The sequence below is a fragment of the Symbiobacterium ostreiconchae genome, from assembly GCF_055396975.1.
In genome coordinates, this window is sequence record NZ_AP042454.1 from 2,943,408 (window position 1) to 2,963,604 (window position 20,197).

At 70.8% G+C, this 20,197-nt stretch carries 25 protein-coding genes; 3 read left to right on the forward strand and 22 right to left on the reverse strand.

What is annotated here, in order from left to right; translation table 11 throughout:
- Window positions 1-49: 49 nt before the first annotated feature.
- The 3 genes from ACZ5UM_RS14280 to ACZ5UM_RS14290 form a co-directional block, all read right to left on the reverse strand.
- Window positions 50-1,840, reverse strand: coding sequence for a DNA repair protein RecN (locus tag ACZ5UM_RS14280; protein WP_464844965.1), 1,791 nt, complete (start codon window positions 1,838-1,840; stop codon window positions 50-52).
- 16 nt (window positions 1,841-1,856) lie between these two features.
- Window positions 1,857-2,306 (reverse strand): arginine repressor, encoded by a 450-nt coding sequence (argR, locus tag ACZ5UM_RS14285; protein WP_464844966.1) that lies wholly within the window; start codon window positions 2,304-2,306, stop codon window positions 1,857-1,859.
- 131 nt (window positions 2,307-2,437) lie between these two features.
- Window positions 2,438-3,289, reverse strand: coding sequence for an NAD(+)/NADH kinase (locus ACZ5UM_RS14290; RefSeq protein ID WP_464844967.1), 852 nt, complete (start codon window positions 3,287-3,289; stop codon window positions 2,438-2,440).
- A 173-nt stretch (window positions 3,290-3,462) separates the two neighbouring features.
- On the opposite strand from ACZ5UM_RS14290, the gene ACZ5UM_RS14295 reads away from it, so the two are divergent.
- Window positions 3,463-3,975, forward strand: coding sequence for a hypothetical protein (locus tag ACZ5UM_RS14295; protein WP_464844968.1), 513 nt, complete (start codon window positions 3,463-3,465; stop codon window positions 3,973-3,975).
- 43 nt (window positions 3,976-4,018) lie between these two features.
- Entirely contained in the window at window positions 4,019-4,180 is a 162-nt protein-coding gene (locus ACZ5UM_RS14300) for a hypothetical protein (RefSeq protein WP_464844969.1), read from the forward strand.
- Window positions 4,181-4,244: 64 nt separating this feature from the next.
- On the opposite strand, the gene ACZ5UM_RS14305 is transcribed toward ACZ5UM_RS14300, so the two are convergent.
- The 13 genes from ACZ5UM_RS14305 to ACZ5UM_RS14365 form a co-directional block, all read right to left on the reverse strand.
- The gene (locus ACZ5UM_RS14305) at window positions 4,245-4,487 is read right to left on the reverse strand and encodes a hypothetical protein (protein WP_464844970.1); all 243 of its coding nucleotides are present in this window, start codon (window positions 4,485-4,487) and stop codon (window positions 4,245-4,247) included.
- A gap of 22 nt (window positions 4,488-4,509) precedes the next feature.
- Window positions 4,510-5,283, reverse strand: coding sequence for a TlyA family RNA methyltransferase (locus tag ACZ5UM_RS14310; protein ID WP_464844971.1), 774 nt, complete (start codon window positions 5,281-5,283; stop codon window positions 4,510-4,512).
- Window positions 5,284-5,294: 11 nt separating this feature from the next.
- Window positions 5,295-7,241 carry a 1-deoxy-D-xylulose-5-phosphate synthase gene (gene dxs, locus ACZ5UM_RS14315; RefSeq protein WP_464844972.1) on the reverse strand — a complete coding sequence of 649 codons (1,947 nt, stop codon included), beginning with the start codon at window positions 7,239-7,241 and terminating at the stop codon, window positions 5,295-5,297.
- Between the two features lie 2 nt (window positions 7,242-7,243).
- A complete protein-coding gene (locus ACZ5UM_RS14320) occupies window positions 7,244-7,849 on the reverse strand; it encodes a hypothetical protein (protein WP_464844973.1) in 606 nt (201 codons plus the stop codon).
- An 877-nt stretch (window positions 7,850-8,726) separates the two neighbouring features.
- Complete coding sequence (locus ACZ5UM_RS14325) at window positions 8,727-9,620, reverse strand: polyprenyl synthetase family protein (RefSeq protein WP_464844974.1); 894 nt, start codon at window positions 9,618-9,620, stop codon at window positions 8,727-8,729.
- Window positions 9,621-9,637: 17 nt separating this feature from the next.
- Entirely contained in the window at window positions 9,638-9,862 is a 225-nt protein-coding gene (gene xseB, locus ACZ5UM_RS14330; protein WP_464844975.1) for an exodeoxyribonuclease VII small subunit, read from the reverse strand.
- Complete coding sequence (gene xseA, locus ACZ5UM_RS14335; protein ID WP_464844976.1) at window positions 9,859-11,106, reverse strand: exodeoxyribonuclease VII large subunit; 1,248 nt, start codon at window positions 11,104-11,106, stop codon at window positions 9,859-9,861. Before xseA ends, xseB begins: the two co-directional genes overlap by 4 nt.
- A gap of 99 nt (window positions 11,107-11,205) precedes the next feature.
- Window positions 11,206-12,066 carry a bifunctional methylenetetrahydrofolate dehydrogenase/methenyltetrahydrofolate cyclohydrolase FolD gene (gene folD, locus ACZ5UM_RS14340; protein WP_464844977.1) on the reverse strand — a complete coding sequence of 287 codons (861 nt, stop codon included), beginning with the start codon at window positions 12,064-12,066 and terminating at the stop codon, window positions 11,206-11,208.
- A gap of 34 nt (window positions 12,067-12,100) precedes the next feature.
- Window positions 12,101-13,063, reverse strand: a complete 963-nt coding sequence (locus ACZ5UM_RS14345; RefSeq protein WP_464844978.1) for a tRNA (adenosine(37)-N6)-threonylcarbamoyltransferase complex transferase subunit TsaD — start codon at window positions 13,061-13,063, stop codon at window positions 12,101-12,103.
- The gene (gene nusB, locus ACZ5UM_RS14350) at window positions 13,035-13,496 is read right to left on the reverse strand and encodes a transcription antitermination factor NusB (RefSeq protein ID WP_464844979.1); all 462 of its coding nucleotides are present in this window, start codon (window positions 13,494-13,496) and stop codon (window positions 13,035-13,037) included. The genes ACZ5UM_RS14345 and nusB overlap by 29 nt, the downstream gene beginning before the upstream one ends.
- 21 nt (window positions 13,497-13,517) lie before the next feature.
- Window positions 13,518-13,742 (reverse strand): DUF2273 domain-containing protein, encoded by a 225-nt coding sequence (locus ACZ5UM_RS14355; protein ID WP_464844980.1) that lies wholly within the window; start codon window positions 13,740-13,742, stop codon window positions 13,518-13,520.
- A 15-nt stretch (window positions 13,743-13,757) separates the two neighbouring features.
- A complete protein-coding gene (gene amaP, locus ACZ5UM_RS14360; RefSeq protein WP_464844981.1) occupies window positions 13,758-14,303 on the reverse strand; it encodes an alkaline shock response membrane anchor protein AmaP in 546 nt (181 codons plus the stop codon).
- Window positions 14,304-14,315: 12 nt separating this feature from the next.
- Window positions 14,316-14,717, reverse strand: a complete 402-nt coding sequence (locus ACZ5UM_RS14365) for an Asp23/Gls24 family envelope stress response protein (protein WP_464844982.1) — start codon at window positions 14,715-14,717, stop codon at window positions 14,316-14,318.
- Between the two features lie 212 nt (window positions 14,718-14,929).
- Between ACZ5UM_RS14365 and ACZ5UM_RS14370 the strand changes: the two genes are divergently transcribed.
- Entirely contained in the window at window positions 14,930-15,793 is an 864-nt protein-coding gene (locus tag ACZ5UM_RS14370) for a polysaccharide deacetylase family protein (protein WP_464844983.1), read from the forward strand.
- On the opposite strand, the gene ACZ5UM_RS14375 is transcribed toward ACZ5UM_RS14370, so the two are convergent.
- The 6 genes from ACZ5UM_RS14375 to spoIIIAD all read right to left on the reverse strand — a co-directional run bounded on the left by ACZ5UM_RS14375 (window position 15,730) and on the right by spoIIIAD (window position 20,171).
- A complete protein-coding gene (locus ACZ5UM_RS14375) occupies window positions 15,730-16,557 on the reverse strand; it encodes a hypothetical protein (RefSeq protein WP_464844984.1) in 828 nt (275 codons plus the stop codon). The genes ACZ5UM_RS14370 and ACZ5UM_RS14375 overlap by 64 nt on opposite strands.
- Window positions 16,558-16,677: 120 nt before the next feature.
- Window positions 16,678-17,268, reverse strand: a complete 591-nt coding sequence (locus ACZ5UM_RS14380; protein WP_464844985.1) for a SpoIIIAH-like family protein — start codon at window positions 17,266-17,268, stop codon at window positions 16,678-16,680.
- Window positions 17,269-17,272: 4 nt separating this feature from the next.
- Window positions 17,273-17,905, reverse strand: coding sequence for a stage III sporulation protein AG (spoIIIAG, locus tag ACZ5UM_RS14385; RefSeq protein WP_464844986.1), 633 nt, complete (start codon window positions 17,903-17,905; stop codon window positions 17,273-17,275).
- 4 nt (window positions 17,906-17,909) lie between these two features.
- On the reverse strand, window positions 17,910-18,560 hold the full coding sequence (spoIIIAF, locus tag ACZ5UM_RS14390; RefSeq protein WP_464844987.1) for a stage III sporulation protein AF: 651 nt from the start codon (window positions 18,558-18,560) through the stop codon (window positions 17,910-17,912).
- A 4-nt stretch (window positions 18,561-18,564) separates the two neighbouring features.
- Window positions 18,565-19,773 (reverse strand): stage III sporulation protein AE, encoded by a 1,209-nt coding sequence (gene spoIIIAE / locus ACZ5UM_RS14395; protein ID WP_464844988.1) that lies wholly within the window; start codon window positions 19,771-19,773, stop codon window positions 18,565-18,567.
- 11 nt (window positions 19,774-19,784) lie between these two features.
- Window positions 19,785-20,171 carry a stage III sporulation protein AD gene (gene spoIIIAD / locus ACZ5UM_RS14400; protein ID WP_464844989.1) on the reverse strand — a complete coding sequence of 129 codons (387 nt, stop codon included), beginning with the start codon at window positions 20,169-20,171 and terminating at the stop codon, window positions 19,785-19,787.
- Between the last annotated feature and the right edge of the window lie 26 nt (window positions 20,172-20,197).

Consider the following 20,197-nt stretch of genomic DNA (forward strand, 5'->3'; position numbering starts at 1 on the left):
CCGTTATCGCCGTCGGTCACCTTGCCGACCGGAAACCGGCAACACCGGCTCATACCGAAGCCGCCTGCGCGCGGCGCGCCGCCTTCCACTGCCCGGCCGCGCGCAGAAGGTCCCGCGCCGCGGCCATGGTGTGCTCCGTCAGCTCAGCGCCGCCGATCATGCGGGCGATCTCCTCCGCGCGGCCCTCATCGCTGAGCACGCGGCAGTGCGTGGTCGTGCGGCCTTCCGCCGTCTCCTTTTCGATGTGAAAGTGGCGGTCCGCCATCGCGGCCACCTGCGGCAGGTGCGTGACGCAGAGCACCTGCCGGTCCGCGGCGATGCGCGCGAGCTTTTCGCCCACCGCCTGCGCCGCCCGGCCGGAGATGCCGGTGTCGACCTCGTCGAACACGAGGCTCGGAATGTTGTCCACGCGCGCGAGGATCGCCTTCAGCGCCAGCATGATGCGGCTCATCTCGCCGCCCGAGACGATGCGCGCCAGCGGCTTCACGGGCTCGCCGGGGTTGGGCGAAAAGAGGAACTCCACCCGGTCCCATCCGCGGGCCGTGACGTCGCGGTAGCTGGGCTCCGGCGGCCGCTCCACCGCCACCACGAACCGGGCGGCCGGCATGCCCAGGTCAGCCAGTTCCCCGGCCACCTGCTCACCCAGCCGGGCGGCTGCCGCCTGCCTCGCCTCGCTCAGCGCCGAGGCCAGCGACTCGGCCTCCCGGCCCAGCGCGGCCTCCCGCGCCTTCAGCTCGTCGATCAGCTCCTGGCTGTGCTCCAGGCGCGAGAGCTCCTGCTCGGTCTGCGCCAGGTACTCCAGCATCTCCTCGACGGTGTCGCCGTACTTGCGCTTCAGGGTCCGGATCTGGTCCAGGCGCGCCTCCACCCGCGCCAGTCGCTCCGGATCCAGGTCCACCCGCTCCCGGTAATCCGCCAGCAGGTGGCTCGCCTCCTGGGCGTGCACCAGCGCCGAGGCCACCATCTCCAGGGCCTCCGCCAGACCGGGGTCCAGCCGCAGCGCGTCCTCGAGCTCGGCCTTCACCTGCCCCAGCAGGTCCACGGCGCTGGCCTGGCCCCCCTGGCCGTCGTAGAGCAGGGCGTAGGACTGGCCGGCCACCCGCTGCAGCCGCTCGGCGTTGGCCAGCAGCCGGTGCTCGGCCTCCAGCTCCTCCTCCTCGCCGGGCCGCAGCTGTGCGGCCCTCAGCTCCTCCACCTGGAAGCGCAGCAGATCCTCCCGCCGGGCGCGGTCCCGCTCGTCGCCGAGCAGCTCCCGGAGCTCCGCCTGCACCGCCTGGATCTGCGCCACGACCTCGCCCAGCCGCGCCCGGATCTCCGCCAGGTCGAGGCCGGCGTACCGGTCCAGGAGCTCCAGCGGCTTCGCCGCGTCCTGCAGCAGCGACCCGCCGTACTGGTCCAGGAGGTCCAGGTGCTTCTCGGTCTGCAGCAGCGACTGGTGCTCGTGCTGGCCGTGCAGGTCCACCAGCCCCTGGGCCGCCTCCCGCAGCATGCCCGCGGTGACCGTCCGCCCATTCATCCGGATGAGGCCGCGGCCCTTGCGGGCGATCTCCCTCCGCACGACCAGCAGGCCGTCCTCGTCCACCGGCACCCCCATCCGCTGCAGGACCTCCAGCGTCTCCGGGGCGTCGGCCAGGTCGAAGACGGCCTCCACGACGGCCTTCTCCTCACCGGTCCGCACCACGTCGGGCGATGTGCGGCCGCCGAGCACGGCCTGCACCGCATCCAGGATAATCGACTTGCCGGCGCCTGTCTCGCCGGTCAGCACGTTCATGCCTTCCGTGAACTGCAGGCGCACCTGGTCTATCAGGGCGAACTGTTCGATCGCGATTTCGACCAGCACTCGCCGCCCCTCCTCGTCAGCGCATCAGGCCTCTCAGCCGCTCCTCGATCTCCGCGGCCGCCTCCGCCGGCTTCACCACGACGATCACGGTGTCGTCACCGGCCACCGAGCCGATCATCTCCGGCCAGCCCAGGTGGTCGATGGCCGCGGCCACGCCCTGCGCCGTGCCGGGGAGCGACTTGATGACGACCAGGTTCCCGCTGTGGTCGATGGTCAGCACCGCCTCCCGGAAGATGCGGCGCCGCTTGTCCCACGCCCCCGCGCCCGGTTCCTCGGGCAGCGCGTAGCGGTAGCGGCCGTCCGGCGTCGGGACCTTGTTCAGCTGCAGTTCCTTGATATCCCGTGAGATCGTCGCCTGGGTGACCGGAATGCCCTCCGCGGCCAGCGCCGCCGCCAGCTCCTCCTGCGTTTCAATCACCCGCGTCCTGACCAGTTCCAGAATCTTGGCCTGTCGACGTGCCTTCACACGTGTCACCTCGCCCTAGGGATGGACCGCACCGACGCTGAAGCGGCGGCCATTTCCCTGCCAATTCGATGAGGGCCCCGTCAATCCCTGCATATTCATCCGCTTTTCCTGTATATACACGCATGCATCCGCTACGTGCCGGAGAGCTTCTGCCTGAGCACATCGTAGAAGCAGTAGCCGGGAAGCCGGACCAGACGGGCCGTGTAGGGCGCTCGCACGACCCGCACCACGTCGCCCGGGATCAGCGGAAACGGGTCCGAGCCGTCGGCGGAAAGGCCCACCTCGCCGGGGCTGGCCACGACGCGGATGGCAACCGCGACGTCCGCCCCCACCACGATCGAGCGGGCGCTCATGGTGTGGGGGCAGATCGGCGTGATCATGAGACAGTCCACCGTAGGCTCGACGATGGGGCCGCCGGCCGAGAGCGAGTAGGCGGTGGAGCCGGTGGGCGTCGCGACGATGACGCCGTCCGCGGGATAGCGGGCCACCTGGGTCTCGCCCACCGCGACCTCCAGGTGGACCATGCGGGCGCGCGGGCCCTTGGAGATGACGGCGTCGTTCAGCGCGGGCATCACCGACAGCGGCTGCCCGTCCCGCAGCACCGTCGCTTCCAGCATCAGCCGCTCCTCCAGGAGCACATCCCCCGCCAGGACCCGGTCCAGCTCCGACAGGGCATCGCCGCCCTCGAAAGCCGTCAGGAATCCCAGGTGGCCCGTGTTGATGCCCAGCACCGGAACGCCGTACGGCGCGACCTGCTGCACCGCCCGGATGAGGGTGCCGTCGCCGCCCAGAACGATGGTCATCTCCGCCTCGGCCCAGCGCGGCCCCTGGGGCACCTCCAGGTCGGGACGTCCCAGCCGCTGCGCCGCCGCGGGGTGAAGCATCACGGCAGTGCCACTGGCTTCGAACCGCTGCAGGATCCTTTCACCGGTCGTCACGGCCATCGGCTTGTCCACGTTGATGACGAGCGCGACTTTCCGCATGCAGGCACGGCCTCCCCTGCGGGCAGACATCTTTGAGTAGTATTCGCTTCCTTCCTCATCCTTCCTCTTGCCGCTGCCAGGTCCCCCGGGGGCCCGCGGTAGCACCGGCGGGCGGCTCTGCGTAGACTGGTGCACGGCATCCACCCGTGTACGCCGCCGAAAGGAGGCTTCCCATGCACGCCCAGCCCGCACCTGCGTCCGCCGCGCCGCTGCCGGAGCCCGGGAGGCCGACCGCCCGTACATACCCCGCGCCCGCGGCCGCCCCCGTCCCGGGCCCTGCCCTGGCGCCCCTTCCCTGGCCGCCCCCGATCCTGCCCGTGCCCGGCCCCGCCCTGCTCGGCGCCGCCGGCGTCCAGGGCGGCCGGGGAACGCCCGTCCCCGGCGTGGCCACGGTGCCGGTGACTGCGGTGGCGCCGCCCGCCCTGCCCGGCGGTCCGCATCCGCTGCCGACGCCGCCGCCCTGCCCGCTGCCCTGGGGCTTTCCCAACCCCTTCGCGATCCGGGCGGCCCTGGTCGTGCCGGCGCAGCCCGCACCGGGAGCCGTGCCGCTCGCCCAGTCCGCCCCCGGCACCAGCGCCGTCACGGGCCCCAGCGGGTACCTGCCCGGCATCGGCTACTTCGACCCGCTGCAGGCCGCGGCCGCCGCCGCCCCCCTGCTGACCGCCTCCGCGCCCCAGGCGCCGTAACCGCCCGCGCCGGTCCCGCATAGGCTGACCCGGGGGGATCGTGATGTTTTACGGGTTCATCGGCAAGCCGTTCTACGGCAAGCCCTTCTACGGCAAGCCGTTCGGCAAGTTCGGCAAGGGTTTCCCGGCCACGAAGGCCTCCGGGTTCAACTCGTTCATCCCCAACACCACGGTGGCCACCACGCCGTTTCCGGGCGGCATCTAGCGGCCGCGCAGAGGCCCTCCCGGCCGCATGGACCGGGAGGGCCTCGTCGCGCAACCTTGCAACCTTACTGCGCCTGCGAACCCTGATTGGGCGTCTGCTGCTGTTCGGGGCGCGCGGGAAACGGCTTCGGCTTGACCGCCTGCGGGCTGAACATCTGGATGTAGCCGCATTTCGGACAGCCCAGCATGACCACCGGCACCGCAGGTCCCGGATAAGGCTGGTTCTTCTCATTCAGGGCCAGCGGCGTCCACTGCCCGGGAATCTGCGCCAGCTTCGTATTGCCGCAGTGTGCGCATTCGACCTCCAAACCATGCACCTCCCCACCCTCATCATTCCCGGTCCGGCGCCGCCGTTCCTCCCGTCGGACCCAAATCCGCAGGCCGCACCAGCCACGCGAGGAACTCCCGGTTGCCCTCCGTGCCGAGAATGGGCGATTCGATCACCTGCCGGCAGGCCAGGCCCAGCGCCTCCGCCGCCGCCAGCACCCGGTCCACCGCACGCCGGTGCTGCGCCGGGTCCCGCACGATGCCGCCCTTGCCGACGCCCCCCGGCCCCACCTCGAACTGCGGCTTGATCAGGGCGACGATCTGGCCGTCCGGCGCGAGAAGCCGGACCACCGCGGGGAGCACCAGCGTCAGCGAGATGAACGAGACGTCCACCGCCGCCAGGGCCACCGGCTCCGGCAGCGCTTCCACCGCGCGGATGTCGGTCTCCTCCATCGCGACCATCCGGCTGTCCGCCCGCAGGCTCGGGTGCAGCTGGTCCCGGCCCACGTCCACGGCGTAGACGCGCCGGGCTCCCCGCCGCAGCAGGCAGTCGGTGAAGCCGCCGGTGGAGGCGCCCACGTCCAGGCAGACCCGCCCGGCCGGGTCGATGCCGAAGCGGTCCAGAGCGCCCTGAAGCTTCAGCCCGCCCCGCCCCACGTAGCCGATGGGGTCGCCGGCCACCTCGATCCGGTCGTCCGGGCCCACCCTGCGGGCCGGTTTCGTGATCACCTGGCCGTTCACCCGGACCATGCCGGCGGCGACGGCCTCCTGCGCCCGTTCCCGGGAAGCAAAGTGGCCCCGGGTCACCAGGGCCACGTCGAGCCGTTCTCCTGCCATATGACCGCTCCTCAGGACTCCTCGTTGCCCGCGGCCTTGACCTCGCTCAGCCGGCGCACGGCCCGCCTGCGCCGGGCCGGCTGGGCCGCCAGGTCTGAGCGCATCTGCAGCAGCAGTTGCTCCGCACGGCGCGCCACGCCCTCGGGCGTGAGGCCGTACCGGTCCAGGTGGTAGGCCGGCTTGCCGTGGTCGACAAATTCGTCCGGGATGCCCATGCGGGTGACGCGGGCGTCCACCCCGTGCTCCGCGTAGAGCTCCAGGACGGCGGAGCCGAAGCCGCCCGCCAGGCAGGCTTCCTCCACCGTGACCACGGCGCCCACCTGCCGGCCGGCCGTGAGCAGCAGTTCGGCGTCCAGCGGCTTGACGAACCGGGGGTTGATCACCATCGCCGAGATCGACTTCCCGGCCAGGAGCCGCGCCGCCTCCAGGCAGACCGGCGCCATGGTGCCGAGGCCGACCAGGACCACGTCCGTGCCCTCCCGCAGCACCTCGCCCCGGCCGATGGGCAGCGCCCGGAAGGTGTCGTCCAGCGGCACCCCCTGCGCCTTCCCCCGGGGGTAGCGCAGCGCTGCGGGGCCGTCGTGGCAGAGCGCGGTGTAGAGCATGTGCTGCAGCTCGTTCTCGTCCTTGGGCGCCATCACCAGCATGTTGGGGATCGCCCGCAGATAGGCGACGTCGAAGACGCCCTGGTGCGTCGCGCCGTCCTCCACCAGCCCGCCCCGGTCGATGGCCAGCGTCACCGGCAGCTTCTGCAGCGCGACGTCGTGGATCACCTGGTCGTAGGCCCGCTGCAGGAAGGTGGAGTAGACGGCGAAGACCGGCCGCATGCCGCCCTTGGCGAGGCCGGCGGCGAAGGTCACGGCGTGCTGTTCCGCGATGCCCACGTCGAAGTAGCGGTTGGGGAACTGCCGGGCGAACCCGCTGAGCCCGGTGCCATCCGGCATCGCCGCGGTGATCGCGCAGACGCGGTCGTCCGCCTGCGCCAGCTTGCAGACCGTTCGCCCGAACACCTCGCTGTACGTGACCGCGCCCGGGCCGGTCCGCCCCGTGGCCACGTCGAACGGGCCGCCGCCGTGGAACTTGTCCGGCAGCTCCTCCGCGTACGGCACGCCCTTGCCCTTGGTGGTCACCACGTGCACCACCGTCGGACCCGGGTAGGCCCGCGCCTGGCGCATCACGTCCACCAGCGCCGTGAGGTTGTGCCCGTCCACCGGCCCCAGATACGTGAAGCCCAGGTCCTCGAAGAACATGTTGTGCACCAGCAGGTGTTTCACGCCCTCCTTCAGCCGGTCGACCAGCTCCAGCGCCTGCGGACCGATGAGGGGGATCTGGCGCAGCGCCTCGGCCACGTCGTGCTTGACCCGCTGGTACGAAGGGCCCGTGCGGATGCGCGCCAGGTAGTTGGAGATGCCGCCGACGTTGGGGGCGATGGACATCGAGTTGTCGTTGAGCACGACGATCAGCTTGGTCTTGTCGTGGCCCGCGTGGTCCAGCGCCTCGAAGGCCATGCCGCCGGTGAGCGCCCCGTCGCCGATGACCGCGACCACCTCGTAGTTTTCCCCGGCGAGATCGCGCGCCTTGGCCAGCCCCACCGCCGCGGAGATCGACGTGGAGGCATGGCCCCAGTGGAAGTGGTCGTGCACCGACTCGCGCGGGTCGGTGAAGCCGGCGATGCCGCCGTACTGGCGCAGGGTATGGAACTGGTGCAGGCGGCCGGTGAGCAGCTTGTGCACGTAGCTCTGGTGCGATACATCCCACAGAATCTTGTCGCGCGGGCTGTCGAATACGATGTGCAACGCCAGGGTCAGCTCGACGACACCCAGGTTGGGGGCGAGATGACCGCCGTTGGCTGCCACGGTCTCCAGAATGACGCGCCGAATCTCGGCCGCCAGCTCGGCCAGTTCTGCGGGAGTCAGCCGTTTCAGCTGCTCCGGACCCGTAAGGTCCCGCAGGTGCATCGCTACGAGTTCCTCCTTCGCCCGTTGCTCACGGACCGGCCGGCCGTGAAGGAGCGGCCCGTGATCTGCTCTACCCAGTAGATCATCCGCCCCGCCGCCATGACGGCCGTCGTGGCCTTCTCGATGGCAAACGTCTTCCCCGCCGCCTTGCCGCCCACCGTGAGGCCCGAAATCACGCCGACGATCACCAGGTTCAGAACCTGCTCCGTCCAGCTCTGGCCCTGCATCACCAGGGAGAGCCGCAGCGCCACCGTCGCGCCCGCGGCGCCCGTCACGGCGCCGGCCACGTCGCCGACCACGTCGTTGCAGAAATTGGCCACCGCGTCCGCGTTCCGCACCAGCCAGAGCGCCTGCCGCGCACCCGGCACCTTCTTCGACGCCATGGCGTTGAACGGCGGAAGCTCCGCGGCGGTCACGCTGGTGCCCAAAATGTCAAAGACGATGTTGACGACGATCAGCAGCAGGACCACCAGAAAGGCGATGATGGCATGGACCCGGTGCAGCGCCAGGTTTGAACCCCAGTTGACGACGACGGCCAGTAGAAAAGAGAGTACGCCGACCCGGACAGCGCGTCGCCATCCAGGTGATGGAGGAGGCTCTTTCGCCATGTTTGACAGACGCTCCTGAAGTACAAACTATGGGTGGCGCACCCTGAGGGGCCGCGCCGGATCCCCAAACCACGTGGTTATTCCGATACTACCATACCACCTATTGGGCCACAACGCCAGCGTGCGCGCGGGAAAAAGGCGGATCCCCAATGGGGTACCCGCCCTTTCGTATACAGAAGATTATGGGTGGCAGCCTGGCAAGTAAATCTTGCGGCTTAGGTCCAGCAGGCTTTCCCCATGGCCTCCGCAGCGTCGCCGCCACGGCGGTTTCCCTTTATGGCCAAGCTGCCGTGTCACCACCGGCAGGGCTGGATTGCCACTTAGACCGCACTACAATCCTTGCCAGACCTCTTGCGAACAGCCTAGGAATTTTCTTCGACAACACACCTTTTCCTAGCCTCTTTTGCAGGCGTGGTTTCAGCGGCCATCGCCCCCGCCATCTGCTGGCCGGCGTCCGACGGGGGGTTTCGGGCCCGCAGGCCCACTGCCGCATCCGCCACGCCCACTCAAGGCAGGCTACGCTACACACAGCACCTCGCCATGTTTCGGTACCGCATGCAGGTGTTCACTGCACCGCAGCCGCATCGCTCCTGTTGGCGCGACCGCCGCCTGTGCAGGCCTCCACGGAAAGAGGGACGGGGCCCGCATGCCATTGCGGGTCGCCCTCATTCCGGCAGCGCCGGACCGCTGCGGTCCGGTTGGCTGAATCCCCAGCACCAGCCCCCGATTGGGCATCGGCGGCCAGCACCAGGGACGTCATCGATGTGCCCTTTGCGGATTTTTAGGCCCGCCTTCGGAAAAGGTAGTACTGACTAGGATACTGCGCCACCCATAACGTGAGTGAACGCCCTTCTGCAGATAAGAATCATAGCACCCGTCAGGCGACACGGTCAACCACAGATTCTGCCAGCGCCCGCAGCACCCAGCCTGCCTGGCCGAACGGCTCCAGTTCGCTGAGCGCCTCTCGCACCGCGCGGTAGGCGCGCTGGCGCGCGCCCTCCAGGCCGTGCAGGGAGACGTAGGTCGACTTGTCCAGCCTCGCGTCGCGTCCCACGCCCTTGCCGGTGAGGGCGGCGTCGCCGGCGACGTCCAGCACGTCGTCCCAGATCTGGAACGCGAGGCCGAAGTGCCCCGCGTAGCGCCCCAGCCGTTCCAGCTCGGCCTCGCCGGCGCCGGCGAGGATGCCGCCCATGCGCACGGCGGCCCGGAACAGCGCGCCGGTCTTCAGGGAGTGGATCCGCCGCAGCTGCGCCTCATCCGCCTGGCGGCCCTCCCACTCCAGGTCCTCCACCTGCCCGCCGACCATGCCCGCCGCCCCGGCGGCCCGGGCGAGTTCGCCTGTGGCCCGCATCGCCCGCGCCGGCCCCACGCGCGCGACATCGCCCTGTTCGGCCATCAGGGCGAAGGCGTGCGTCAGCAGCGCATCTCCCGCGAGCACAGCCATGGCCTCGCCGTAGACCTTGTGGCAGGTGGGCCTGCCCCGGCGCAGGTCGTCGTCGTCCATGCAGGGCAGGTCGTCGTGGATCAGGGAATAGGTGTGGATCATCTCCAGGGCACAGGCGCCCGGCATCACGTCCGCCGCCTCCAACCCGAACAGTTCGGACGCGGCGATGACCAGGATGGGCCTGAGCCGCTTGCCGCCGGCCAGCAGGCTGTAACGCATGGCCTCCACCAGCCGGGGCGGGGCGTCGAGCCGGGCGGTGTACCGGTCCAGCGCCGCCTCCACCTGCTCCCGCCTCGTGGCCATGTACTGCTGAAACTCGCGCTTCAACCTTTCGTCCCCCTACATCATTCCGGCTCAAAAGGAAGGGCCTCGACCTCGCCGTCGCGCTCCAGCAGCTGCTCGATCCGGGCCTCCGCCCGATCCAGAAGAGCCGTGCAGTGGCGCGTGAGGGCGACCCCTTCCTGGAAGAGCTCGAGCCCGCGCTCCAGCGGCAGGTCCCCGCTCTCCAGCTCCTTCACGACCTCTTCCAGCCGCTGAATGGCCTGCTCGAAAGTGAGCTCCCGCGTCATTTCGCCGCCTCCCCCGCCTCAGGGTGTATCTCTTCCACCTGGCACCGCACAGATCCTCTGTAGAGGAGCACATCCAGCCGGTCGCCTGCCTGGAGCCCGGCCGCCTCCTTCACCACGCGGCCGTCCTCGGTGCGGGCGATCGCGTAGCCCCGCGCCAGCACCGCCAGCGGCGAGAGGGCCTCCAGCCGGCCGGCCAGGCCGGCCAGCTCCCGCCGCCGGGCGGCCAGCAGGTTTCCGCCCAGGTATTCGAGCCGCCGTGCGAGGTTATCCAGCCGCTGCCGGTCCTGCAGGAGCCGGCCTTCGGGGCGCTGCAGCACCGGCCGCTCGGCCAGCGCCCGCAGCCGGATGCGCCGCCGCTCCACCGCACGACGGGCCGCCGTCGCCAGGCGGATCCGCAGCCCGTCCACCAGACCCTGCAGCTCAGAGCGGGACGGAACCACGATCTCCGCCGCGGCGGAAGGCGTGGGCGCCCGCAGGTCGGCCGCGAAATCGGCGATGGTGTAGTCGGTTTCGTGGCCCACCGCCGAGACCACGGGCACGGGGCACGCCCGGATCGCCCGGGCAAGCCCCTCGTCGTTGAACGCCCACAGGTCCTCCAGCGAGCCGCCGCCCCGGCCGATGATGACCACGTCGACCTCGGGGACCCGGGCCACCAGGCCGAGCGCCCGGATGAGGCTCTCCGCCGCGCCCGGCCCCTGCACCAGGGCCGGCGCCAGCACCAGCCGGATGCCGGGAAAGCGCCGGCGGGAGACCGTGATCATGTCCCGGATCGCCGCCCCGGTGGGCGCGGTCACCAGCCCGACCGCGCGGGGCAGCCGGGGCAGCGGGCGCTTCCGCGCCTCGTCGAACAGCCCCTCCGCGGCCAGCCTGCGCTTCAGCTGCTCGAACTCCAGGTGCAGCGCCCCCAGGCCGTACGGCTCCATGGCAGCGGCGTAAAGCTGATACACGCCGTCGCGCTCGAAGACCGTCACGTTCCCCTGGACGATGACCTGCATACCGTTCTCGGGCCGGAAGCGCAGCCGGTTCGCATAGGAGCGGAACATCACCACCTTGATCTGGGCGACCTCGTCCTTCAGGGTGAAGTAGATGTGGCCCGAGTGGTGCCACTTGAAGTTGGAGATCTCCCCCTGCACCCAGACCGACTGCAGAAGCGGATCCGCATCGAGCAGCCCCTTCACGTAGCGGGTCAGTTCCCTGACCGTGAGCAGCCGGCGCCCGCTGAGCGGCGTCGCGAAGGATTCCAACCCATCGCCTCCTCATGCGCCCGGAAGGGGCGCCTCGATCACCCGGCAGGCGGATCTGGATCGCCCGGCCGGGACGTCGGGCTGCGGCGGCACAGGCCGTTACCGGCCGGTCTGCATCCGCGCGGCCTTCACCGTGTTGGCCATCAGCATCGCGATGGTCATCGGGCCCACCCCGCCGGGCACCGGCGTGATGAGGCCGGCGACCTCGGAAGCGCTGTCGAAGTCGACGTCGCCCCGGATGCGCTTCTTGTAGCCCGGCACGGGGTTGATGCCCACGTCGATGACGACCGCGCCGGGCTTGATGTACGCCGCGGTGATCATCTGCAGCTTGCCCACGGCCGCCACCAGGATGTCGGCGCGGCGGCAGGTCTCCGCCAGGTCCGGCGTGCGGGAGTGGCAGATGGTGACGGTCGCGTGCCGCGCCAGCAGCAGGGCGGCCATCGGCTTGCCGACGATGTTGGAACGGCCGACCACGACCGCGTGCTTCCCCTTCGGGTCCACGCCGTAGGCGTCCAGCAGCCGCATGACCCCCGCCGGGGTGCAGGGCACCAGCCCGTCCTGCCCCGTCCAGAGCCGGCCCACGTTCTCCGGATGGAAGCCGTCCACGTCCTTCCGCGGATCGATGAGCCGGATGACCGCGTCCATGTCGAGTCCCTTGGGCAGCGGCGACTGCACCAGAATGCCGTGGATGTTCGGATCCCGGTTCAGCTGCATGACCAGATCGGCCACTTCCTCCTGGGTGCTGGTAGCGGGCAGCCGGTGGAGCACCGAGTGCATGCCCAGCTCCCGGGCGGTCCGCTCCTTGTTGGCGGTGTAGACCTGGCTGGCCGGATCGTCGCCCACCAGCACCACCGCCAGGCCGGGCGTGAGCCCCTCCGCCTTCAGGGCGGCGACCTCCCGGGCCACCTCCTCCCGCACCTGGGCCGCAATCCGCTTGCCGTCGATGATCCCTGCGGTCACGTGATCGCCTCCGTTTCCCGTTTGGTGTGTGCCTCTATGCCCTCACGCCGTGGCACGCCCGCGCCAGCAGGGCAGTGCCCACCGCGTTGTCGGTGCTGAACCGGGGCTCGGCAAAGGCCAGGCGCGCGCCCACGGCGGGGTGCTCCAGCCGCCTGCGCAGGCGGCCCCGCACGATCTGGTTGGCCGCCACGCCGCCGACGATGAGCACCTCCCGGAGTCCCGTCTGCTCCATGGCGTGCAGCAGCCACTTCTCCACGCTCTTGGCCACCGTGTGCAGGACAGCCAGGGCCAGGTCCGCCGGCGCCGCGCGGCCCACCAGCCGCTGGGCCGCGGTCTCCGGGCCGGAGAAGGAGAGGGTGTAGCCCCGGACCGCGGACGGCAGCCGCACCCGGTCGGGCTCGCCCTCCGCCGCCAGCCGCTCCAGGTGCGGCCCGGCGGGGAAAGGAAGCCCCAGCGCGACGCCGACCCGGTCGACGAACTGCCCCGCGTGCAGGTCCTGGGTGCCGCCGAGCAGCTCCTCATCGAACCCGCCCGGCCGCCGGGTCACCCGGATCAGCTCGGTCGTGCCGCCCGAGAGGTGCACCGCCAGAAACTGCTCGCCCCGGGGCGGGTCGGCCGACGACCAGAGGCCCGCCTGGATGTGCATCTCCTGGTGCGTCGTGGCGTAGAACGGCACCCCCAGCGCCGCGGCCAGCGTCCGGCCGAACCCCTCTCCCACCCGGAAGGGGGGCAGGTACGACCCCTCGACGGGCCGGGGCTTCACGGAAGCGGCCACCGCCGCCACGGCGCGCCCGTGCTCCCGGAGCAGCGGCCCGGCCAGTTCGGGCAGGGCGTTCAGGTGCGCCCACACGGCCTCGTGGGGGGCAACCCCCCGCTGGCCTTCCGCAACGGGCAAAAGGCGGCGCTGATCCTCCAGCAGCCGCCCGGCCTCATCCACCAGCGCCACCGAACACGTGTAGTAGCTGGTGTCAATCCCGAGAAACAGTCTCGTCTGCACTGGCAGCACCCTTCAAACCGCGGATGACGGAGCCCAGAATCCCGTTGACAAAGCGCGACGAATCCGCCGTGGAGAAGGCCTTGGCCAGCTCCACCGCCTCGTCAACGGCCACGCTGTCGGGCACGTCATCGCGATGCACGATCTCATATACCGCCATCCGGAGAATCGCCCGGTCCACCGCCGCCATCCGCTCCACCGACCAGCCGCGGGCCCAGCGGGCGATCAGCGCGTCGCTCTCCTCCCGGTGCCGCCACGCGCCCTGGATCAGCTGGCGGGCGAATGCCGCAGACTCCTCCGGCAGCCGACCCGGGACCCAGTCGGGCTCCACCTCCCGGGTGAGCGCCTGGTCCGCCGCCGTCTCCGGGTCGGTCCCGGCGATATCCATCTGAAACAGCGCCTGAAGGGCCAGTTCTCTTGCCTTTCTCCTGCTCAACTCCCGTCTCCTCCTGCATCGTCACCGCCGGCCCGGCGGCAGCAGACGCTCGAAGATCTGCACCAGCGACTCCGGCCCCTCGTCCATGCGCTTGCCTATCCAGTAACCTATCCCGGTGCAAAACAGAATAAACAGGGCCCACCAGCCGAACCAGACCACCAGCAGGGCGAAGAGGAAGCCGCCCGCCCCGCCGATGATCTTGTACCGGTGCTCCGCCGCGACCTCCTTGAGCCATTCCCACTTCACTGAATGGCCCCCCAATCAATCCAGCCGGCGCGTGCGGCCGTCGGTGGCGATGTTCTCGATGTCGATGCGCACCTCGGCCATCTCCACGCCGACCACGCGCCGAACGTACTGCCGCACGGTGGACTGGATCTCCTCGGAAACTTCGGGGATGGAGACCTCGGGCGAGACGGTTCCGATCAGGTGGGCGTGCAGGCCGTCCTCGCCGTGGGTGATGACCGCCTTCATGTCGCGGACGCCCTTGACCGAGCGGGCCGTCTTCTTCACCAGCGACTCCACGGCGCCCAGAGAGACGTGCACCTCGCCCATGGACGACTCGTAAACCACCGGCCGGCCGCCCCCCTGACGGGAGAACGCAAAGACGATCAGCCGGACGGAGACCACGAAGAACGCACCGCCGACCAACCCCAGAATCACGCGGCCGCGGCCGGTCAGGAGCAGCTCCTGCAGCCAGACGTGCACCTGGAGCCACTCAGGGGCGATAGCCACCAGAATCATCAGGCCCGAGATGATTGCCAACGAGAACGTATAGATCGAGAGCACAACGCGGTCGATGATCCCCACGGGCAGCACCCCTTACCGCACGCGATAGTCGTCCTCGGGCTCCTTGAACGACACGCCCTGGACGTGGATGTTGATCTCGACGCACTCCAACCCGGTCATCGACTCCACGGCCCGCTTCACGGCCTGCTGGACCTTCTGCGCCACCTCGGGGATGCGCACGCCGAACTCCACCACGATGTAGAGGTCGATCGCCACTTCCTTTTCCCCGAGCTGGACCTTCACCCCTTTCGAGGGGTTCTTCTTTCCGGTCATGCGCTCGCCGACCTCGGCGGCGAAGCCGCCGCTCATGCCGGCGACCCCGTCCACTTCGAGCGCGGCGATTCCGGCGATGACGCCCACGACGTCATCCGCGATGCGTATCGAGGACTCGACCTGCGGTTCGCCTTCCTTGTTCGGCTTATCCTCCAGGGTCATCCGCACCTCGCCTCCGCCGCACATTATGTAGTATACCAGTCCGCTGCCATCGGCATACAGCCACGGGAACGGCTGGTCGCCCGCCATGCTCATAGTAGCACAGATTGCCAGGGGCTGTCACCGACATGTCCGGCGCCTGTCCTTGCGCAACCTTTCCGACTGCCTTTTCGTTATATTTCGTGAATAAGGAAGGCGGCGGAAGGTGGAAGCGCATGGGTGCGTTCCTCTCCCACTTGGCGAAGGCGCTGCTGATCATCACGCTGCTGGCCCGGGCCGGGGCCGTGCAGCCGATTCCGGACAGCCCCGCGGCGGCAGCGACCGGACCGCCTGTCCAGCCGCCGGCGGCGGGCGGGCCGCCCGTCCCTTCGCCGGCCCCGGACGTGCCTGCCGACGCGCCGGAGGCGGCGCCTGCGCCGCCCGGGGAACCGCCCGGGCACGGCGCCGAACCGCACGCCGGCAGCGTTTCCCCCGATCCCGTCTACCGGCTGCCCACCGAGGCGCGGCAGGTCGTGCTCACCATCGACGACGGCCCCAGCGGCCTCACCGGGCAGTTTCTGGAGGTGCTCGCCGCCGAGGACGTGCCCGCCGTGTTCTTCTGGGTCACCGGCAGCCGGCAGCTCCCCCTGGCGGCCGAGGTGATCGGGCAGGGGCACCAGCTCGGCACCCACACCGTCTCCCATCCCCGGCTCCCCCAGCTCCCGCCCGAGGAGGCGGCGGCGCAGATCGTCCACTCGAAGGCGGCCCTGGAGGACGCCGCGGGGGCCCCCGTCCGCTTCTTCCGCCCGCCGTACGGCGAGCACAACCGGCAGATCCGCGACACCGCAGCCCGGCACGGGCTGGCCACCGTGCTGTGGAACGTGGACTCGCGGGACTGGGCCCTGGCCGAGGCGCCCGACCAGATCGTCGCCAACGTGATGGCCCAGGTGCGGCCGGGGGCCATCATCCTGATCCACGAGCGCAGGCAGACCCTCGACGTCCTGCCCGCGCTGATCCGCGCCCTCCGGGAGGCGGGCTACACCTTCGTCCCGCTCCCCGAGCCGGTCCCGCTGCCCGGTCCCGAAGCATCCGCCGACTGACCCGGCGGCTCCAGGCTCCGGAAGGCCAGGGTGCGCAGGGCCATCGGGTAGGCCGCGCCGACCCGCCGGCAGAGCGGGAGCACCAGCCCCTCGAAGGTCTCGGCCAGCCGGTGTGCGGCCCGCCGCTGGGCCCGGCACTCCACCGGCGCGCTGAGGGCCTCGCGCACCGGCTCCAGGGCCCTCAGCAGCCCGGGGACCTCGTCGGCGCCGATCCATCCCCGCCCGCCGGAGTCCGGCGCGAGGGCCGCGCGGTACAGGTCGACCAGGTGGCCGCCGCAGGCAAACAGCCAGTGGTGCGCGGTCAGCGGGCGTTCGGCCCGGATGGCCCGGCCGGCCCGGTACAGGTCGCGCCAGAAGCCGCCCGCCATCGCCGCCAGGTCTGGCTGGGCCGGGGCGGAAACGCGGTCCCCTTCCCGCGCCGCGGGCCCGGCCGGGGGCGAAGGCGCCCGGCGGTCGAACACCGGCTGCAGGTGGCTGGCGCCCACATCGTCCCCCGCGCCGTGGAGGCAGAGGCGCCACTCCACGCCGTCGGCCGTGATCAGGGTCCACCCGTGGGGCTCGGGGCCGGTGTACGCCAGATCCGGCAGCGAAGCCGCCCAGGCGCCGGCCGCCTGCGCGAAGGGTCCCTCCACCGCCAGGTGGAGGGCCACCTCATCCACGTCACCGGAGCCCGGGGCGGTCAGGCGGCTGTCGACCCAGACCGCGAGCACCCACGGCTCCCCACGGAGCCACTCCAGCAGCTGCTGCAAGAACGAAGTGCGCATACGGTTCCTCCTGCACACAGCGGGCGCACCGGCCGCACGGCGGCGGTGCCCCTGTTCATACGCACTTATTCTAGAACATGACCCGTCCCGCGGCCAACGGTTCGCCGCGCCGCTGCCGCGTCAGTCGGCCCGCGCCATGACGGTGATCGCCGTCGCCCGCACGCCGGTGATGCGGCTCACCGTGTCGATGATCTGGGCCACCTGCTGCTGCGAAAGGCTCTCGGTCTTCACCACCACCTGCGCCGATCCCTCGGCCAGGTGCACGATGACGTCCCGGAAGCCCCGGGCCCTGACCAGCGACTCGGCCTGGCTCTCCAGGGCCGCCCGCCGGCCCAGCTCCAGGTACTGCGCCGCCGCCTCCTGGCGCACCTCCGGCGAGGCGCCCTCCGAAGCCATCACCTCCCGCAGCCGGTCCCCCAGCGCGCCCCGGGTCCGCTCCCGTTCGATGCGGTACTCGGCGAAGTAGTCCGCCCCGTCGGCGGCCTCCGCCAGGGCCGGCGCCTCCGCAGGGAGCATCGCCTCCGCCGCGGCGTCGTCACGCTCCGGCCCCAGGACGGGTCCCGGGCCGTCCGCCAGCATCGGCGGGCCGCTGCGGGCGTCCGCCGAGCGCCACTCCCCGAACCGGCTCACCACATACCAGACCAGCGACGCGACCACCAGCAGGAAGACCGCGAACCTGATCAGGTCCGAACCCCGCTTGACCACAAACACAGCGCTACCTCCCATCTGCCGGCACCACCTGAATGCGATTGGCGGGGATGTTCAGCGCGACCATCGCGGCGTCCAGGAGGCGTGCCCGGATGCGCACGTCCCGCGCGCCCTCGGCCACGATCAGCACCCCCGCGATCTCGGGAGCGCTGGTCTGGGCGATCACCGGCTGCTCCGCCGAGCCGCTCCGGGTGAACACATGGTCCTCCCGGGTGTTGATCGACTCGGTCCGGCGCGTCGAGCTGTCGGCCGCCTCCTCCGTCGTGGTCGACTGGTCGACCGTCGTGTTCTTGACCACCTGGATCGACGGGCCGGCGGCCAGGGTCACCATGACCCGCACCCGCCCCGCGCCCTCGATCTGGCTCAGCATGCTCTCCAGCTCCGCGGCCTTCTGCCGCTCCAGCCGGGTCAGCTCATCCTCCTCCTGCACCGGTCCCACCAGCGAAGCGCCCGGGGCCGGGTCGGCCGGCGAACTCCCCGAGTCCACCCCGAACAACTCCCCCGACTGGAGCATGAGAATGCCGATGAAGAGGAGCACCGCGATCAGCGGCACCAGCTTCGCCTGCTCCTTCGTCAGCCCCATCCCCAGCCAGCCCAGCGGCCCGCCGGGGCCCTTCCCCGGCGTCTTCTGCTCTCCCATGCCACTACCTCCCCGGCGCTTCGGCGCTCTCGATCCACACGGTTACCTGCCCCACATCCGCGATGCCCAGCTGCTCGGCCACCTGCCGCCGCACCGCCTCCGCCAGCGGCAGCTCCGCCGGCGTCGGCGGCCGGAGGCGCGGGCCGGAACCGTTCCCCGCGGCCTGCTCCTCCCCGCCGATCCGGACCGGCGCCACCGGGCGCACCTGGCCGAACCGGGACCCGAGCAGGAGGGTGACGGTCACCTGCTCCACCTGCACCGCCTCCAGCTGCGGCCCCCCGGCGAGCGCCACTGCGGCGGTCGCCCCGGCCACGCCCTCCACGGACCGGGCCGCGTCCTCCGCGGCACGCCGGATCCGCTCCTCCACCTCCTCCAGCAGCATCGCCCGGGAGCGCGCCTGGAAGCGCTCCGCCTCCTGCATGATCTCGTCCACGCTGGGCAGCGCCGCCGCCGGCTGGACCCAGGCGCCCGGATCCACGTCGATCTGCCCGCCCAGGAGGGCGACGACCGGCCGCACGATGCCCAGCATGATCAGCAGCCCCATGGTCAGCCGCACGAAGCGCTTCATGCCGCCCATGGGCAGGAGCATCTCCAGCAGCGAGGCCAGCACCACCAGGAGCACCAGGCCCCGCACCCACGCGGTCAGCGCGGCCACGGCCTCACCTCACCATCACCGCCACGTTGGCAGAACCCACGATCACCACGATGGAGATGAAGAACATCAGCGCCACCATGCCCACGGCGGCGAACAGCATGTGCAGCGACCGGGCCATCGTCGTCAGCATGCGGGCGATCTCGCCCGCCCCCGCCGGCTGCACCAGGGCGCCGGCCACCTGGTAGACCCAGGAGATGCTCAGGATCTTCAGCAGCGGGAAGGCGACGATGAAGAAGATGGCCGTGGCCCCGAGCATGCCCAGCGCGTTCTTCAGCAGCAGCGAGGAGCCCACGATCAGGTCGGTGGCGTCCGCCAGGGTCTTGCCGATGACGGGGACGAAAGACCCGGTGACGAACTTCGCCGCCTTCACGGAGAGGCCGTCGGCCACGGCGCCTGCAGCCCCTTTCGCAGCCACGGTGCCCAGGAAGACCGTACCGGTGAGCCCCAGTGTCACGGTGGCGCCCTGCCGCAGCAGGTCCGCCAGGTTCGAGAGCCGGTACTTCTCGTGCAGCCCCGAGACGATGTCCAGCACCGCCGCCAGGAAGGCCAGGGGGAAGACCACCGTGACCATGATGCTGCTGGTGAGGTTCAGCAGGGTGACCATGAGCGGCTGGAAGATGGCGGCCGTGGCGGCGCCGCCCAGGGCGATCAGGACGGTCAGCAGGGTCGGCAGCATCGCGAGCATGAAGGCGTTTAGGCTCTCCATCACCTGCCTGGCCGTCGCCACGGCCAGGCCGAAGCCCGTGAGCGCCAGCCCCACCAGCACCAGGTAGATGACCCAGTAGGCCGCCTTGCCCGCCGCGTCCGCGTTGAAGGCCTCCTGCATCTGCCCGAGGATGGCCGCGGCGACGGCCAGCACCACCAGCTTCAGCAGCAGGTCCGCGTTGGCCAGCACCTCCCGGACCAGGTAGCGGAGCAGCCCCCGGAGGATGGCGCCGACCGAAAGCGACGGGGGCTCGTCCCCGCTGTAGAGCCGCAGGAAGTCGCTCAGGCTGATCTGGGGCCCGTAGCCCTCCCAGGTCCGGTTCACCTCTTCCAGGAAGCGCTCGATGGCGCCGGTCTCCAGGGCGGCGGCCTGTTCCCACAGCAGCCCCTGCGGATCCGCCAGCCCCTGGCCCGCCGCGGGCGCCGCACCGGCGGCCGCAGCCGGGGGCGCCGGACCCGCCACCCAGAGCAGGAGCAGGACCACCCACCACCACCGCGCGTGCTTCACACTCCGCACCCCTAGCCCAGCAGATTCAGGATCGCGTCCAGCACCCCGAGGAGGATCGGCACCGCCAGGAGCATGATGAGAATCTTGCCCGCCATCTCCACCTTGGTGGCCACGGCCTTCTCCCCGGCGTCGGCGAGCACCTGCGCCCCGAAGTCGGCGATGTACGCGATGCCGATGATCTTGAGCACCGTGTCGATATGGGCCTGCTCCAGGTCCGCCCGGGAGGCGAGCGACTGGATGACCTCCACCACCCGGAGCACCTTGGCCATCATGAGCACGAAGAGCATCACGCCTGCCGCGATCGAAAGCTGCATGGCCAGCTCCGGTCTGTGCTGCCTGAGCAGGCTGATCAGCATGCCCGCCAGCAGGCCGAGTCCGACGATCTGCACGATCTCCACAGGCGTTTCCCCCCGCGCCGCCCGCG